The sequence below is a fragment of the Xanthobacter sp. NM-25 genome (genome assembly GCF_022138605.1).
In the GTDB taxonomy this organism is placed as follows: Bacteria; Pseudomonadota; Alphaproteobacteria; order Rhizobiales; family Xanthobacteraceae; genus Xanthobacter.
Map to the genome: position 1 here is coordinate 404,190 of NZ_JACBFS010000004.1, position 16,969 is coordinate 421,158.

A 16,969-nucleotide genomic window follows, 5' to 3' on the forward strand; every position below is an offset into this window, starting at 1 on the left:
CAGCCGGCGGAGTTCAGGAGGACAACAGATCATGTCACAGTCTCCGTCCCCGGCGCCCGCCGCGGCCTCGGCTCACAGCCACGTTTTTCTCGGTGCGAACCATGCGGAGAACACGCGGCGCACCGTGTGGGTGGTGGCGCTCACCGCGGTGATGATGGTGGGCGAGATCATCGCCGGCGTGCTCACCGGCTCCATGGCGCTGCTGGCCGACGGCTTCCACATGGCCACCCATGCCGGCGCGCTGGGCGTCGCCGCCCTCGCTTATGTCTATGCCCGGCGCCATGCGGAGGATCCGCGCTTCTCGTTCGGCACCGGCAAAATCGGTGATCTCGCCGGCTTCGCTTCCGCTCTGGTGCTGGGGCTGGTGGCGGTCGGCATCGCGGTGGAATCCGTCGGCCGCCTGCTGGCACCGGTGGATGTGGCGTTCGGCGATGCCATCATCGTCGCCGTCATCGGCCTTGGCGTGAACCTCGTCAGCGCCCTGCTCCTCTCCGGCGGGCACCATGGCCACCATCACCACGCCCATCATCACCATGACCACCATCACGAAGGGCACCACACGGCGCACCATCACGAACACGATGCCGCCCATGATGAGGACAACAATCTGCGCTCGGCCTATTTCCATGTGCTGGCCGATGCCCTGACCTCGGTCCTCGCCATCATCGCCTTGGTGGCCGGGCGCTATCTGGGCTGGGTGTGGTGTGATCCCCTGATGGGCATCGTCGGCGGCGTGGTCATCGGCCGCTGGTCCTGGACGCTGATGCGCGACACCGCCGCCGTGCTGCTGGACAGCACCGACGACCACGTGGCGCAGGAGATCCGCGCCGCCGTCGAGGGGCCGGGCGACGCCACCCTGCTCGATCTCCACGTGTGGCGGGTGGGGCCGCAGGCCCGCGCCGCCATCATCAGCGTCGCCGGCGCAGATGCCCCAACCATCCGCCAGCGGCTGGCGCCGGTGGACGAGGTGATGCACCTCACCATCGAGGCCCGGCCGGCCTGATCCGCCACGCAGGACAGTGGACGGCGACCGCCGGGGCATTCCCCCGCGCGGAAAGCCGACCTATTTTGTCAGCATTCGGCTTGACGCGTTCGATAAAAAGAACGATAGTGCCGGCAACTCAGCCCGCGTCCCGCGCCAGAACCCTGGGGCCCACCATGTCGATGTGTCGCTCGTTTCAGTGAAACGCCTGCCCGGCGCACAGCCAAGCTCTCGCTTTGGCTCAATTGCGCTCCGGCAGCCTATTCCCTTGCCCCTTGCGGCCGAGCGCGACGTCCATGACGAGACCTTCCCCTTTCCCCATTCGCTCTGACGAACGCGCCGCGGGCCCCGACCCGGAGTCTTCCGTGAACACCCCTTTATCGCCCGCCGCGCCGGATGCCGCATCCGCCGCGCCGGTCATCCTGTTCGACAAGGTCGAGAAGACTTATGGCGCCCGCCGTGGCGCGACCCCCGTTACCGCCCTTTCCGATATTTCCCTGGCCGTGCCGGAAGGCGCCATTCTCGGCGTCATCGGCCGCTCGGGCGCGGGCAAATCCACCTTGATCCGCCTCGTCAACGGGCTGGAGAAGCCCACCTCGGGCCGGGTGGTGGTGGATGGGGTCGACATCACCGCCCTCGACGAAAAAGCCCTGCGCGGGGCGCGCCGCTCCATCGGCATGATCTTCCAGCACTTCAATTTGCTGGCCCGCCGCACGGCCTATGACAATGTGGCGCTGCCACTGGAGATTGCCGGGGTGCCGGCGCGGGAGATCAAGGCGCGGGTGGAACCGCTTCTCGATCTGGTGGGCCTTGCCGATAAGCGGGATCGCTACCCGGCCGAGCTATCCGGTGGGCAGAAGCAGCGGGTGGGCATCGCCCGCGCCCTCGCCACCCGCCCCCGGGTGCTGCTCTCCGACGAGGCCACCTCCGCCCTCGACCCGGAGACCACCCAGCAGATCCTCGCCCTGCTGCGCAAGGTGAATGCCGAGCTGAAGCTCACCGTGCTTCTCATCACCCACGAGATGGCGGTGATCAAGAACGTGGCCGACCAGGTGGCGGTGATTGACGGCGGACGCATCGTCGAGCGCGGCACCACCTATGAGGTGTTCGCCCACCCCCGGCATTCGACCACCCGCACCTTCCTCGCCGACCTCACCAGCGCCAGCCTGCCACCCTATGTGGCCGACCGGCTGAAGAGCGAGCCGGAGCCGGGCAGCGAAGCCGTCGTCCGCATCGTCTTCACCGGCGACCACGCCACCGATCCCGTGCTCTCGCGGGTGTCCCGGCTGCTCTCCGTGGACATCAACATCATCCAGGCGCAGGTGGACGAGATCGCCGGCGCACCGTTCGGCGTCATTGTCGTGTCGGTGCCGGGCGATGCCGCCACCCTTTCCGCCGTCACCAGCGCCGTGGCGCGCCTGAACCTCTCTTCCGAGGTGCTCGGCTATGTTTGATCTCTCCTTCAGCCTGCTGCCGCCCGCCATCGTCGACCTGCTCATCGAGGCCACCAAGCAGACCCTCTACATGGTCGCCGCCTCCGGCCTCATCGGCACCCTCATCGGCCTGCCGCTGGGGGTGTTCCTGGCCACCAGCCGCTCCGGCGAGCTGTTCGCCGCCCCCTGGCTCAACAGCGTGCTGGGGCTGGTGGTGAACGCCGCCCGCTCCACCCCGTTCATCATCCTGGTGGTGGCCATCATTCCCTTCACCCGGCTCATCGCCGGCACTTCCATCGGCACCAATGCGGCCATCGTGCCGCTGACGGTGGCGGCGGCGCCGTTCATCGCCCGCCTCATCGAGGGGTCCATCCGCGAGGTGGACCAGGGGCTGGTGGAGGCCGCCCGCGCCATGGGGGCGAGCCCGCTGCAGATCGTCCGCAAGGTGCTGCTGCCGGAGGCTATGCCCTCCATCACCTTGGCCCTCACCCTCGCCGTGGTGTCGCTGCTCGGTTACTCGGCCATGGTGGGCGCTGTGGGCGGCGGCGGCCTCGGTGATCTCGGCATCCGCTTCGGCTACCAGCGCTTCATGCCGGACGTGATGGCGGCGGTGGTCATCGTGCTCATCCTGCTGGTGCAGGGGGTGCAGAGCCTGGGCGATGGCATCGCCCGCCGCCTGGACAAGCGCCACCGGGGCTGAGGCCCCCTCCCTTCCCTGCCGGGGCGGCACCCCTGCCCGGCCCCTCTTTCATCTGATTGGAGACCGATCCATGAAGTTCGCCACCCTCGCCCTCGCCGCCGCGCTGGGCCTTGCCGCCACCGGCGCCGCCCGCGCCGAAACCATCAAGGTGGCCGTCACCCCCGGCCCCCACGCCCAGATCCTGGAGGCGGTGAAGAAGGAAGCCGCCAAGAAGGGGCTCGACATCTCCATCGTCGAATTCTCCGACTATGTGGTGCCCAACGCCGCCCTCGCGGCCGGGGAGATCCAGGCCAACTCCTTCCAGCACAAGCCCTATCTCGACAACCAGGTGGCTGATCGTGGCTATAAGCTGACCCCTGTCGCCTATACCGTGAACTTCCCCATCGGCGTCTATTCCAAGAAGTACAAAAGCATCGAGGAATTGCCGGCCGGCGCCACCATCGCCATTCCCAACGATCCTACCAATGGCGGCCGGGTGCTGCTGCTGCTGGCCGACAAGGGGCTCATCAAGCTCACCCCCAATGTGGGTGTGAAGGCCTCGGTGGTGGATGTCATCGACAATCCGAAGAAGTTCAAATTCGTGGAGATCGATGCCGCCCAGCTGCCGCGCTCCCTGCCGGATGTGGATGCCGCCGGCATCAACACCAATTATGCCAAGGAAGCGGGCCTCGACCCGGTGAAGGACCCCATTCTGCGGGAAGATCCCAAGGGCCCCTATGTGAACATCATCGTGGTGCGCACCGAGGACAAGGACAAGCCCTGGGTGAAGACCCTGGTGGAGAGCTACAATTCTCCCGAGGTGAAGGCCTTTATCGAGGAGACCTTCAAGGGCTCGGTGCTGCCCGCCTGGTGAGCCCGCGTTTTGCGATGAGAGTGAGGGCGCGGCCGCCGCACGGCGCCGCGCCCTTTTCGTTCAGCCCGGGCGCTGGGCGACCAGGAACAGCCGCGGGAAGGCCAGCAGCACCTTGCCATCCTGCTGCGGCGGATACGGTTCTTCGAGGCGGGCCTGATAGGCCTCCAGAAACGCCGCCCGCTCGTCGGCCTCCAGCGGGTCGATGAAGGGGCGCAGGCCGGTCGCCTTCACCCATTCGACGATGGCCGCCGCATTCTCCAGCGGGTGGTTGTAGATGGTGTGCCAGATGTCGATGCGGCCGGCGCCCTGAAGCAGCAGGTCATAATAGGCGCGGGGCGTCGGCAGAACGGCGCGGGCGCTCAGCGCCGGCACCAGCTTCTCCGCCCAGGGGCCGCTCATGGCGGTTTCGCGCATGGCCGCGTGGGAGGGCTCTTCCAGATTATCCGGCATCTGCACCGCCAGCACCCCGCCGGGAGCCAAAAGGGAAAGCAGGCGCGGCAGCACGGTCTCGTGGTCCGGCACCCATTGCAGCACGGCATTGGCGAAGATGAGGTCCGCCGGCCGCTCCAGCGTGAAGGTGGAGGCATCGGCGGGCTCAAACTGCGCCTTGGGCAGCCGCTTGCGGGCTGCCACCAGCATGGCGGGGGAGGTATCGAGCCCGAGAAGCTCGGCCTTGGGGAAGCGCTCCGCCAGAAGCTCGGTGGAATTGCCGGGACCGCAGCCGAGATCCACCACGAAAGCGGCGTCCGCCAGCGGCACCTGGGCCAGGAGATCGCGGGCCGGACGGGTGCGCTGGTCCTCGAACTTCAGATACTGGCGGGCATTCCAATCGGCCATGGGTGTCTCCTGCGGTAGCCACGCCAGCATATACCAGCCGTAACCCAAGGGGATGGGGGGGCGCGCAAGCTCCGCTCCAGGTTCGGCGTGCAGGCTCGGGTTCGCCGGCGCGCGGCGTGTCATCCCGGTGGTGCCATTGCCAATCGCCGCGGTCGGAGGTAGAGACGCTTTCGACATCAAGAGTTGGGGCGACGCCCAACGCCAACCTGCCGATCCGGGCAAGGTGGTACTCCCTCGGAGCTTCCGGCGGAGGATGTGGCCGAGCCGGCAACCAAGCGGACCCAGCCACCAAGCGTCAGTCCCGATCCATGAGGACCGACGCCATGCCCATCAAGATCCCCGATCGCCTGCCCGCCCGCACCACGCTGGAAGCGGAAGGCGTGATGGTGATGGGCGAAGGCGACGCCGTCCGCCAGGACATCCGCCCCCTGCGCATCGGCCTGCTCAACCTGATGCCCAACAAGATCGCCACCGAGGTGCAGATCGCCCGGCTTCTGGGCGCCACGCCCCTGCAGGTGGAGCTGACCCTGGTGCGCATCACCGATCACGTCTCCCGCAACACCTCCGAAGACCACATGGCTGCCTTCTACCGGCCGTGGGAGGAGGTGCGCGCGCAGCGGTTCGACGGCCTCGTCATCACCGGCGCGCCGGTGGAGCACCTGCCGTTTGCCGAGGTGACCTATTGGGATGAGCTGAGCCGGGTGTTCGACTGGACCCAGACCCATGTGCACCGCACCTTGAACCTGTGCTGGGCAGCGCTGGCGGCGGTTTCTTATTTCCACGCCATGCCCAAGCACGCCCTGGCGCAGAAGGCGTTCGGCCTCTATCGTCACCGGGTGCTGGCGCCCACCTCCCCCTTCCTGCGCGGCTTTCCCGACACCTTCCGGGTGCCGGTCTCCCGCTGGGCGGAGGCCCGCACGGCGGACATTCCGGCCCATAGCGACCTGACCGTGCTGGCGGAAAGCCCGGAGGTGGGCCTGTGCCTGCTCGATGATCCGCGCCATCGGGCCTTGCACATGTTCAACCACCTGGAATACGACACCCGCACCCTGGCCGACGAATACGCCCGCGATGCCGCCAAGGCCCCGCAGACGCCCCTGCCCGCTTATTATTTCCCCGGCAACGACCCGGCGACCCCGCCGGAAAACCGCTGGCGCGGCCACGCCCACCTCTTGTTCGCCAACTGGATCAACGAGATGTACCAGACGACGCCGTTCGATCTGGAACGGATCGGCAAGGAGACGGCCGCAGCCTGAGGACATAACACAGGCCCGGCGGAAGAACGGCACGCGGGTGCACACGCGCTGTACAAAAGAAAAGAGGGGCTTTCGCCCCTCTCTGCTCCGTCTATCGCGAGAACTTCTTGTACTGGATCCGCTTGGGGATCGTGCTGTCGAGGCCGAGGCGGCGCTTCTTGTCTTCCTCGTAATCGGCGAAGTTGCCCTCGAACCATTCCACGTGGCTGTCGCCCTCGAAGGCCAGCATGTGGGTGGCGATGCGGTCCAGGAAGAAGCGATCATGGGAGATGATCACGGCGCAGCCGGCATAATCTTCCAGCGCCTCTTCCAGGGCCCGCAGGGTGTCCATGTCGAGGTCGTTGGTGGGCTCGTCGAGCAGCAGCACGTTGCCGCCCCGCTGCAGCACCTTGGCCAGATGCACCCGGTTGCGCTCGCCGCCGGAGAGCATGCCCACCTTCTTCTGCTGGTCGCCGCCCTTGAAGTTGAAGGCCGCGCAATAGGCGCGTGAGGGGATCTCCTTCTTGCCGACGTAGATCACCTCGTTGCCGTCGGAAATCTCCTCCCAGACGGTCTTCTTGTCGTCGAGGGCATCGCGGCTCTGGTCCACATAGCCGAGCTTCACCGATTCACCGATCTCGATGGAGCCGCCGTCCGGCTTCTCCTGTCCGGTGATCATGCGGAACAAGGTGGTCTTGCCCGCGCCGTTGGGCCCGATGACGCCGACGATGCCGCCGGGCGGCAGCTTGAACGACAGATCGTCGATCAGCAGCTTGTCGCCGAACGCCTTGTTGAGATGATCGAAGGCGATGACGTTCTGGCCGAGCCGCTCGGCCACCGGAATGACGATCTGGGTCGCCGACGGCTGCCGCGCGGAGGCCTTCTCCACCAGCTCCTCATAGCGCTGGATACGCGCCTTGTTCTTGGCCTGGCGCGCCTTGGGCGAGGCGCCGATCCATTCCTGCTCGCGGGCGAGGGCCCGCTGGCGGGCCTCGTCCTCGCGGCCCTCCTGCTGCAGGCGCTTCTGCTTCTGACCGAGCCAGGAGGAATAATTGCCCTCGTAGGGAATGCCCCGGCCGCGATCGAGCTCCAGGATCCAGCCCGTCACATTATCGAGGAAGTAGCGATCGTGGGTGACGATGAGGATGGCGCCGGGGTAGGTGCGCAGATGCCCTTCCAGCCAGTTCACCGTCTCGGCGTCCAGATGGTTGGTGGGCTCGTCGAGCAGCAGCACCTCGGGCTGCTCCAGCAGCAGGCGGCACAGGGCGATGCGGCGCCGCTCGCCGCCCGAGAGCTTGGTCACCTCCCAGTCGTCCGGCGGGCAGCCGAGCGCGGTCATGGCCTGCTCCACCTTGGACTCGAGATCCCACAGGCCCTGGGCCTCGATCTCGTCCTGCAGCTGGGTCATCTCATCGGCGGTCTCGTCCGAATAATTCATGGCGAGCTCGTTGTAGCGGTCGAGAATGGCCTTCTGTTTGGCCACGCCGTCCATCACGTTCTCGCGCACGGTCTTGGTCGGATCGAGCTGCGGCTCCTGGGGCAGATAGCCCACGCGCACGCCCTCGGCGGGCTTGGCCTCGCCGGAATAGTCGGTATCGATGCCGGCCATGATGCGCAGCAGCGTCGACTTACCGGCGCCGTTGACGCCGAGCACGCCGATCTTGGCATCGGGGTAGAAGGAGAGGTGCACATTATCCAGGACCTTCTTGCCGCCCGGATAGGTCTTGGTGAGACCGTGCATGTGATAGGCATATTGATAGGAGGCCATAAGGCGCCGGCTCCATACGGTGTTCGCGGAAGTTGCCGCCGTTCTAGCGGTGCGCCACCGGCGCGGCAAGCGGCCCGGCAAGCGGCGCGCGGCGGTTCGCGGGACCGCGACACGACCTGAGCGCGTCGCCGATGCCACGGTCGCGCCCTCCCACCGCCACCCGCCGGCCCACACGGCCGGACCGGAGCTCGGCGAGCGATCTATTTTACTATATTTCAAATACTTACCTTACCTCCACCGCCGCCCATCCACAGCCATGAGCGGTTTGCCGGCCAACACTCTTGCATTCAGCGTGCGCACCTGCCATATGAACGCACCGCCGGCGACGAACCACGACGCTGTGCATTGGATGCGGGTGTAGCTCAGGGGTAGAGCACAACCTTGCCAAGGTTGGGGTCGTGGGTTCGAATCCCATCGCCCGCTCCAATATTCTCAAAATAATCAATAACTTATAGCGACACCGCCGAGAGGCGGTTTTGCCGTTTTCGGTATGGTGACCACTTGGTGACCACCGATGCCGAGAGCGTCCGCCATCTCTCCCCTTGTGGAAAACCGCATGCCTTCTCTCGAACGAGGCGGCTCGCCACCGTACGCAGTTGAATTACGTCCAGCACGGCGAACGAGCCTTTCGGACCTTGCCCGCCTTCCATCGCTCGTGCGGAAGAGAGCGCCGCCTGCGCTGAGATCCAATGCAGCAGCCTAGATCGATCGAGCTCGGCGCGGGACGCTACGCGTTCGAGGTGGGTGTCATATTTCCTGATTCGAGCGCCGTCTCGGCGCCGGATTGGATTATTCTGGATGCTCACCAGAGATTCGGTTCCAGCCATGCACCCTGCCTTACAGCGTCTCGTGAACGCCAACACAGCTCTTGAAAACGCACAGCGCGCACTTGAACTTGCACAGGATCAGCGGCGGCAGGCGGCTCTGGCGCTCATTGAGATCGAGGATGAGGATCAGCGCTGGCAGGCAGCGATCTTTGCGTATCGCGAGTTCGGCCACGGCCTTAGTCTTGCTCTGGCGGAGGCTGCGACGGGTCTTCTGGGCAAGAAGGCGCAGTCGAGGTTCCTGGTTCGCGCAGGCCGGAAATCATACCAGCCCAAAGGCCACGGGTCCGACGCTGGCATGCATATACCGGAGCCGATGTCAGAATGGCCGGCTCCGGACCAACTGGAGCGCGATGTGATCAGCTCGCACATCGCCCATGGCGAACCGTACTGGGTCGACCGAGGCCTCGGTTGGGGCAGGCTGAGGGTGGATCTGCAACCAGACCAGGCGCGAACCTATTTGGAAGACGCGACCGGCGCGATGGCCGCTCGGGTCGGCTTGACGCGGGAAGAGTTCGTCGAGTGGCTTTCAACGGAGGGCTTTGTTCGCTGCAGCGGCGTGACCATGAAGGGCGCGCCTTGCAAGGCGGGGGTCAAAGGCCTCAGCGGCCAGATGGCGATCGGACCGTGGAAAGCCGCGAAGGATCGTGGCGGGTACTGCGCCACGCACGGCGGCTAAGACCAGTGTCGCACACAGCCTATTCGCAGCATTTTGCCCAGGAGCTGGACTTCAAGCAATTGCTGAAGCGCCGGGGCGTCACCGCATCCTTGGAGCAGGTAGACTACGGCCTGAGCCAAGCCGAGCGAGACTGGATGCGTAGCGACTTGCTGTGCCCGTCGTGTCGATGCGGCGGGGCGAGCTTGGTCCGGTCCGATGCAAACGGTACTGGGCGTAACACGCGACAGGCGCACTTCCGGTTTATCGACGCCTCGGGCCACACGGCCCACAAGCTGGGCTGTGATTTCTTCGCAATGGATGACGTGCCCGGTGTTCAGAGAGGCGTCGACGTTCAGTTCTCCGCGAACGACAAGGACACCAAGGTTATCCGGGAGTTGGTCTGCAAGGCCATTGCAATCGGTGAGCTGAGCAAGCCGGCGATTTTCGAGATGCGGTCGTGGTTTCTAGCCCAGCGCGACGCTGACGCATTCGAGGTCAAGGGTACCCCGGCCGTGGCCGACTGGCTGTGGTCCATCAACCGACTGCAGATATACGAAGCCCTGGAGTTCCAGCCCTTCCATCTCATCTTCCCGGGCTTCGACACGCGTCGGGCGGCGCTTCGCGACCTCGCCTTTTACTACCGTGACTTCGTAAAGCGGATCCCTCGCATCGGTTTCGACGCGGCGGTGCGCGATCGGACGAAACGCATTCTGATGGCCAATCAAGGGCAGCGGCTTATCGCCATGGAGCCCCTGCGGTCGAGGTACGAGATGACCGCCAGGCTGGCCGGGCTTATGGCGGCCTATGGAAACCTGTCGCTGACCAGGCGACGGTCACTTGGAAGCATCTACGGCGATACGCCGGAGGCTCTATTGGCCTTTACCGCGACGCTGCTCTTTGTTTCCCACTGGGACGAAAACGCGGCGCTCGGCCGCTTCGCCAAGATCATTGCCGCGGCGACGCCAGATGACCTGACCTTGGGCAACGTCATCGGGCTCAATCCCTTCCACGACTTCGCCGCTCTTGAGGTGGCCCGTTTTATCGCTGGCCTAGCGCCACCGTCGGAGCGTGCTTACGACTTTGAGGCGGAGTTGGCCGGCGCCATCGCCAAAATCAACGCGGCGCGCGGGTAGTCAACACGCGACCCCAGGCAGGGCGTGACCGCATCAATGGCGTGCCCGCACGACACACGCTAAAGCTGAGCTATTGGCCGTTTCAGGAGTCGCCAGCCAGATGTACGTGGCCAGCCTCAAGATCGAGAATTTCCGGCAGTTCGGGGAAAACGAGCACGCGGTCGAGTTTGTCTTCTCGCCCGGCTTCAATCTGCTGGTTGGCGAGAATGACGCCGGCAAAACAACGGTCGTGGACGCCCTGCGTCATCTACTTTGGACCACGAGCCAGGACTACCATCGTTTGACGGTCGACGACTTCCACGTGTCGGGCGCCGAGCGCGCCGAAACTCTCTCAATCTCGGCGATCCTACGTGGCCTGACGACGCCCGAGCAGGCAACGTTCCTTGAGTACCTGACCACCAGCCCCGGCGAGACGCCGCACCTGTCGGTCTCCCTGACCGCGAGCAGGTTAGACGGCGGAACGGCCGCGAAGGGGAGAATCGCCGTCAGCTTCCGCGCCGGCGCCCTGGGCTCTGGTCCGCCGATCGAAGGCACCATACGCGAGTTTCTACGTACGACATATCTTCGGCCACTACGAGACGCAGAGGCAGAGCTCACGGCAGGCCGAGGATCACGCCTTTCTCAAATCCTGGCGTCACATCCCGAGTTCGCGGGCCAGCACGTCAGCGACTACCAAGACGGGGGGCCCCCGCCAGCGACGCTCGTCGGTATCATGGCTCAGGCCGAGGCGTTGATTCAGGCTAACCCGGTCGTCACCAGTGTCCGCGACACGATCAATCGCGAGTTCCTCGCTAGCCTCTCCCTGGCTGCGGACCCCTTGGCGGCGGCCATTTCCGTCGCGAGGCGTACGGATCTGCAACAGGTTCTCGAAAAGCTCGAGCTCGCGTTGGGATCGAGGGCCGGGGTGCAATTGCCGACGCGGCGGGGCTTGGGCCTGAACAACGTGTTGTTCATGGCGACGGAGCTCCTATTGCTTGGAGCCGCCGAGGGCATGCCTCTGCTCTTGATCGAAGAGCCGGAGGCTCATCTCCACCCACAAATGCAGTTGCGGTTGATGGAGCTGCTGGAGCTGCGGTCCAAGCCCGGCCCCGGTCGGGTTCAGGTCATTGCGACAACCCACAGCCCTGCCCTGGCGGCCAAGGCCGATATTGAGGCGATCACTTTGCTCGCCGATCACAAGGCCTTCCCCCTCGACCACAAAAGCACGGCGCTTGAGAAGGCAGACTATGCGTTCCTGCGACGTTTTCTCGACGTCACCAAGGCCAACCTGTTCTTCGCCAGGTCTGTCATCATCGTCGAAGGTGATGCTGAGAACATCCTGCTTCCGGCGCTCGCCGAAGGTTTGGGGCGGCCGCTCGCAAAGTACGGCGTATCGATCGTCAACGTCGGACATCGAGGGCTTTTCCGGTACGCGCGCATCTTCCAGCGCACCGACGGAACGACCTCCCCGATCCGGGTCGCCTGCTTGACCGACCGGGATTTCCCGACTGCGGCTAGCGCGGCTTATGTGCCGCCTCCCGCCCCCCCAGGGCCGGGGGAGGCCGCCCGAAGAAAGTTCGAGAACGATTTCACTGTGGAGGAACTGGAAGCCGCGGTCGCTGGCCTTAAGGCGCGTGACGGCGGTTCCGTGCGGACGTTTGTGTCGCCGCGCTGGACACTGGAGCATGACATTGCGGCGGCCGGACTTGGCCAGCTCAGTCACCGTGCGATCCGCATGGCGAGGCGGGCCAAGGACAAGAACGATGTCCTGACTGATCAGGAAATCGCCCACCAGATTCAGACGGCGGATGCGGAGTTTGCGGGCTGGCAGGCGCAGGAGCTAGCCAGTGACGAGATCGCCGCGCGCATCTATCGGTCGCTCTTTGATAAACGGGCGTCGAAAGTTGAGGCGGCACACTACTTGGCCGCCGAGATTCCCAAGCAGGATTGGGAGCCGGAGAATCTAGCACGGAGGCTGCCGAGATACTTGGTGGAGGCGATAGAGTACGTCACCGAGCCCATCGAGCGGATTGAGGACGTCATCTGATGCCCTTACCGTTTCCCATCGAGCGCAGCGACGTGGCTGAGGTCGAAAGCCTTCTCGGTTGCGATTTTGGGTCCGACGCCCAACTCAGAGCCCTGTGCCACGAGGATAGCGTGGACATCCAGGCGGCTCCAGGTAGCGGCAAGACGACCTTGCTCGTGGCCAAGCTCGCGATCCTCGCGCGAAAGTGGACCTCGCGGTCACAAGGTGTGTGTGTTCTATCTCACACCAACGTCGCGCGGCAGGAAGTCGAAGCCCGGCTCGCCAAGGACGCCCATGGTCGTCGTCTGCTAGGTCACCCTCATTTCATCGGCACATTCCAAGCGTTCGCGCATCAGTACCTTGCCCTCCCTTTTCTACGCGGTTCCGGTCGTGAGCCCCGCTTTATCGACGACGGGCACTTCGCAGCAGCGATCCGGGCTCGGCCGAAGGCTTGGCACATCAACAATTACCTCCAGAACCATCCGGCCACAGCCGACACACTGCTGACGACCCTCCGTTTCGAAGGACCTGACCTGACTGTCGGCTGTGAGGCCACTCTTCCGCAGGCCGGCACGCCGACCGGGCGGGCGTTCCGGGCGCTCAAGTCCGCTATGGCCGACGATGGATATTTCCGGTTCCAAGATATGTTCGCCTATGCCAGCCGGGCCATCCGCGATGTGCCCGGACTGATCGACGTCGTGCGAAATCGGTTCCCCTGTGTCTTCATCGACGAGATGCAGGACACGGATACCCTGCAGCATGCATTTGTCACATCGATCTTTGGAGATGAGACGGTCGTCCAGCGCTTCGGTGACCAGAACCAAGCCATCTTCCACGATGTTGTCGATGCCGATGCCGTCACTGGGTTCCCTCGAGCGGGCTATATCGACTTGGTGCAGAGCCGGCGCTTTGGGACGCACATTGCACGAGCGGCTTCGACCATCACCGTGCGCGCACCACAGGAAATCCAGGGAACCGTCCGCGAGCCCGAGAAGCGTCACACCATCTTCGCCTTCGAGCAGGGCGCGATCGGCCAGGTCCTCCCTGCATTTGGCGACCTTCTGTTCGAAGAATACCCCGATGGGTTTCCCCGAGGCTTTGTCGCCAAGGCTGTTGCCGGTCGCAAGACTGGGGCGGGCCAGAACATGCCGCGCCACCTTGGCGACTACTGGCCGCCCTTCGCCGCCGGGCACGCCGGCTCGCAGGCCAGCTTCTCGAACCTCGCGGACTATGCGCGCCGCGCGCAGATGTTGCTCACCGAGGCCTGTGATTGTGCGCCGGCGGCCGATGCGATCTGGGACGGCCTGTTGGCACTCGCTCATCGCGGCAACATTGCCCACGGGACACCAAGACTGACGAAGCGGGGCCTTTTGGCCGCGCTTGACGCCGCCGATCCGGCTGCCGGATTGGCATTACGCTTGGTGGCTCACCGCCTGTGTTTCAGCGTGGATTCGGGCGATGCAGACGCTTGGCCGCAGACCGCCCAGGAGATTGAAAACGCGCTCAGGCTCTTGATGCTTGCCCCGCCTCCTCAAGCGTTCGCCGACTTCCTCGCTTGGGTGCCCGACGGCGCTGCCGCCGCGGTCGTCGGCCGCTCACGGCAGAACATCGTGCGCCACGTCAGTGACGATCGCTCAGTTGAGATAGCCCTTTCGACTATTCACGGTGTGAAGGGCGAGACGCACAGCGCTACGCTCGTTCTATCGACGCCGAGCCGAAGGATGTTCGATTTGAAGGAAGCCATCGGCCCGCTCACAGGCACGGGCGATGCACGGCGGCGCGAGAGACAGACTGTCGCCAGGCAACTGACCCTCGTTTTCGTGGGGATGACTAGGCCTTCCCAACTGCTCTGTCTTGCGATGCCTCTCGACCACCTAGAGGCCAATGAGATCGCGGCGCTCGAAGGTAACGGCTGGCGAGTTCATACGCTCCGGGCTGGCTGACATCATCGGTTTAAATTCGCTCAGCAACGATCAGAGCCGGTCGTAGGCGTCGATCCGACGGAGAACGGCTGAGCTCCTCACCGCCTGCACCGTCCCAAGACCATACCGCGAGCTGCGCTCGCTTTGTCCTGATCGGCTGCGGCTGAAGCCTTGCCGATCCCGAAAGGGGAGAGATGGTCTTAGCCCTCTCTCCCCCGCGACCGCCGCCTGCGCGAGGGCGGGGCCGCGCGCTCGCAAGGCGGCGCATGGCTACCATTGTCCCAACCGTTCCGATCCACCCCGCTCGCGGCGCAGCCCAGCCCTGCTCGCCGGCAGCCGCCCCCCTCTCTGCCGCGCGCTCACGCGCCCCCGGAAGGCATGTCGGAGGACATGCCTTCGGCATTTACGGAGAAAGGATCGGAACAATGGCCAGAACATCGAAGAAGGCACGGGCCGTCACCGAGACGATGGCGGATCAGGTTGCGGATGCGGAAGTCCGTAGCATTGGGGAAACGGCGAAAGAAATCGTCGGCGCGCTGCCCGCACCGGAGGCGGAGGCCGCGAGCGGCGCGGCGGATTTCATTCCGCTCAACAAGTTGAAGAAGTCGCCGCGCAATGCCCGCAAGACCCCGCACAGCGAAGCGACCATCGAGGCGCTGGCCGCCAGCATCGCCGTCAAGGGTATGCTGCAAAACCTTGTGGTGGAGCCCGAGCTTGATGCAGCGGGAGAGCCCACCGACAGCTATTTCGTGACGGTGGGCGAAGGCCGCAGGCTTGCCCAGCTTCTCCGCGTGAAGCGCAAGGAGATCAGGAAGACCGAGCCGGTGCGCTGCGTCATCGACACGGCGAATGACCCGCACGAGATCAGCCTTGACGAGAACGTCACCCGCGAGGCGATGCATCCGGCCGACCAGTTCGAGGCGTTCCGCGAGCTTGCGGAAAATCGCGGGTGGGGAGCGGAGGAGATCGCCGCCCGCTTCGGCGTGACGGCGCATGTGGTGCGCCAGCGCCTGCGGCTCGGCGCTGTCAGCCCCAAGCTGTTGCAGGTGTACCGCGACGGCGGCTTGAACCTCGACCAGTTGATGGCCTTCGCCCTCACCGAGGATCACGGGCGGCAGGAGCAGGTTTTTGCGAACCTCTCCTACAACCGCGAGCCGTGGATCATCCGCCGCGACCTCACCAAGGCACACATTCCGGCAACGGATCGCCGGGCGATCTTCGTCGGCCCGGAGGAATACACCGAGGCGGGCGGCACCATCCTGCGCGACCTATTCACCGAGGATCGCGGCGGCTTCTACGAGGATGCCGCGCTGCTGGACCGGCTCGTCACCGGGAAGCTGGAGCGGATCGGCGCCGAGGTTCAGGCGGAAGGCTGGAAGTGGGTCTCGGTCCACATCGACTATCCCCATGCCCACGGCCAGCGCCGCGCCTATCCGCAGCCGGTGGAGCTTTCCGAGGAAGATGCCGCCGCCTATGCCGCCGCGCAGGAGGAATACAACCGGCTGTCGGAGGAATGGGACGGCGCAGAGGAGCTTCCCCCGGAGGCGGACGAGCGGTTCGGGGTGCTTGAAGCGGACATGGAGCGCATAGACGCGCTCCGGCACATCTATGACCCGGACGACGTCGCGCGCGGAGGCGTGTTGGTCGTGCTGTCGCATGACGGCACTGCCCGCATCGAGCGCGGCTTCATCCGGGCCGGGGACGAGAAGCCCGAGCCGGAAGAAACCGCAGAGAACATGCGCGTCACCGAGGATGGCGAGATCATCGAGGACGGCACGGATGACAAGGATGGAAACCCCGTTTCCGCGCTCGACGCCGAGGACGAGGATACCGAGGATGCGGGCAAGCCGCTCTCTGACCTTCTCGTGCGGGACCTCACCGCTCACCGCACGCTCGGCCTGCGCCTCGCCCTTGGTGAGCAGCCGGACATGGCGCTGGTCGTCGTCACCCATGCCCTCGCCGCGCAGACCTTCTATCGCGGCGCGGAAGCGACGTGCCTCGAAATCCGGCCGACGAGCAGCACCCTCACCGGGCACGCGGACGGCATCGAGGACACGGCGCCGGCGAAGGCACTAGCGGATCGTCATGCCGGATGGGCAGCGGATATGCCGTGCGATGTGGCTGACCTGTGGGGCTTCATCGCCGCGCTGGATCAGGCGAGCGTGCTGGCGCTGTTTGCCCATTGCGCTTCACTCACCGTCAATGCGGTGAGGCTGCCCTGGGACCGCAAGCCCCGCGTCCATGAGACAGCGGATCGGCTAGCGACCGCGCTTGCCCTCGACATGACGGCGCACTGGACGCCCACGGCACGGACCTACCTCAGTCGAGTGACTAAGGCACACATCGCCGCCGCCGTGCGGGAAGCCGTCAGCGATGAGGCCGCCGACCGGATCGCCGGCATGAAAAAGCAGCCCATGGCGGAAGCCGCCGAGCAGCTTGTCGCCGCCACCGGATGGCTCCCCGCACTCCTGCGCACCGAACGGCCCGCATGGCTGGATGCCCCGGAGGCTGAAGCCGGCGCGGTCCTAAATGCGCCGACCGCAGCCAGTCGCGACGATACCGGCACGGTCGAGGACGGCGCAGCCTTCAACCACGCCGCCGAGTGAGCCCAACGGCCGG

Annotated in this window: 12 protein-coding genes, 1 tRNA gene and 1 riboswitch; of the genes, 11 read left to right on the forward strand and 2 right to left on the reverse strand. The window is 65.3% G+C overall.

Features of this window, described 5'->3' with window-relative positions; all coding sequences use genetic code 11:
- The first annotated feature begins 31 nt into the window (after nt 1-31).
- From dmeF to MEU52_RS13625, 4 genes are all read left to right on the forward strand, one after another.
- The gene (gene dmeF, locus MEU52_RS13610; RefSeq protein ID WP_238122820.1) at nt 32-1,003 is read left to right on the forward strand and encodes a CDF family Co(II)/Ni(II) efflux transporter DmeF; all 972 of its coding nucleotides are present in this window, start codon (nt 32-34) and stop codon (nt 1,001-1,003) included.
- A gap of 344 nt (nt 1,004-1,347) precedes the next feature.
- Complete coding sequence (locus MEU52_RS13615; RefSeq protein ID WP_238122821.1) at nt 1,348-2,436, forward strand: methionine ABC transporter ATP-binding protein; 1,089 nt, start codon at nt 1,348-1,350, stop codon at nt 2,434-2,436.
- Nucleotides 2,429-3,115 carry a methionine ABC transporter permease gene (locus MEU52_RS13620; protein WP_238122822.1) on the forward strand — a complete coding sequence of 229 codons (687 nt, stop codon included), beginning with the start codon at nt 2,429-2,431 and terminating at the stop codon, nt 3,113-3,115. The genes MEU52_RS13615 and MEU52_RS13620 overlap by 8 nt, the downstream gene beginning before the upstream one ends.
- A gap of 70 nt (nt 3,116-3,185) precedes the next feature.
- Nucleotides 3,186-3,968 (forward strand): MetQ/NlpA family ABC transporter substrate-binding protein, encoded by a 783-nt coding sequence (locus tag MEU52_RS13625; RefSeq protein ID WP_238122823.1) that lies wholly within the window; start codon nt 3,186-3,188, stop codon nt 3,966-3,968.
- A gap of 60 nt (nt 3,969-4,028) precedes the next feature.
- On the opposite strand, the gene tam is transcribed toward MEU52_RS13625, so the two are convergent.
- Nucleotides 4,029-4,805 carry a trans-aconitate 2-methyltransferase gene (gene tam / locus MEU52_RS13630; protein WP_238122824.1) on the reverse strand — a complete coding sequence of 259 codons (777 nt, stop codon included), beginning with the start codon at nt 4,803-4,805 and terminating at the stop codon, nt 4,029-4,031.
- Nucleotides 4,806-4,973: 168 nt separating this feature from the next.
- A riboswitch (SAM-I-IV-variant riboswitch) is annotated at nt 4,974-5,090 on the forward strand.
- Between the two features lie 38 nt (nt 5,091-5,128).
- Here tam and MEU52_RS13635 point away from each other — a divergent pair.
- Nucleotides 5,129-6,061, forward strand: coding sequence for a homoserine O-succinyltransferase (locus tag MEU52_RS13635; protein WP_238122825.1), 933 nt, complete (start codon nt 5,129-5,131; stop codon nt 6,059-6,061).
- Nucleotides 6,062-6,152: 91 nt separating this feature from the next.
- On the opposite strand, the gene ettA is transcribed toward MEU52_RS13635, so the two are convergent.
- The gene (gene ettA, locus MEU52_RS13640) at nt 6,153-7,808 is read right to left on the reverse strand and encodes an energy-dependent translational throttle protein EttA (RefSeq protein ID WP_238122826.1); all 1,656 of its coding nucleotides are present in this window, start codon (nt 7,806-7,808) and stop codon (nt 6,153-6,155) included.
- A 351-nt stretch (nt 7,809-8,159) separates the two neighbouring features.
- Here ettA and MEU52_RS13645 point away from each other — a divergent pair.
- The 6 genes from MEU52_RS13645 to MEU52_RS13670 all read left to right on the forward strand — a co-directional run bounded on the left by MEU52_RS13645 (nt 8,160) and on the right by MEU52_RS13670 (nt 16,956).
- A tRNA-Gly gene (locus MEU52_RS13645) sits at nt 8,160-8,234 on the forward strand.
- A 372-nt stretch (nt 8,235-8,606) separates the two neighbouring features.
- Nucleotides 8,607-9,311: a hypothetical protein gene (locus tag MEU52_RS13650; protein ID WP_238123029.1), complete on the forward strand. Its 705-nt coding sequence runs from the start codon at nt 8,607-8,609 to the stop codon at nt 9,309-9,311.
- A gap of 5 nt (nt 9,312-9,316) precedes the next feature.
- Nucleotides 9,317-10,423: a hypothetical protein gene (locus MEU52_RS13655; protein WP_183856671.1), complete on the forward strand. Its 1,107-nt coding sequence runs from the start codon at nt 9,317-9,319 to the stop codon at nt 10,421-10,423.
- A gap of 100 nt (nt 10,424-10,523) precedes the next feature.
- Nucleotides 10,524-12,449, forward strand: a complete 1,926-nt coding sequence (locus tag MEU52_RS13660) for an ATP-dependent nuclease (protein ID WP_183856673.1) — start codon at nt 10,524-10,526, stop codon at nt 12,447-12,449.
- A complete protein-coding gene (locus MEU52_RS13665) occupies nt 12,449-14,371 on the forward strand; it encodes a UvrD-helicase domain-containing protein (RefSeq protein WP_210308504.1) in 1,923 nt (640 codons plus the stop codon). The genes MEU52_RS13660 and MEU52_RS13665 overlap by 1 nt, the downstream gene beginning before the upstream one ends.
- Before the next feature lie 404 nt (nt 14,372-14,775).
- A complete protein-coding gene (locus tag MEU52_RS13670; RefSeq protein ID WP_183856677.1) occupies nt 14,776-16,956 on the forward strand; it encodes a ParB/RepB/Spo0J family partition protein in 2,181 nt (726 codons plus the stop codon).
- Nucleotides 16,957-16,969 lie beyond the last annotated feature (13 nt).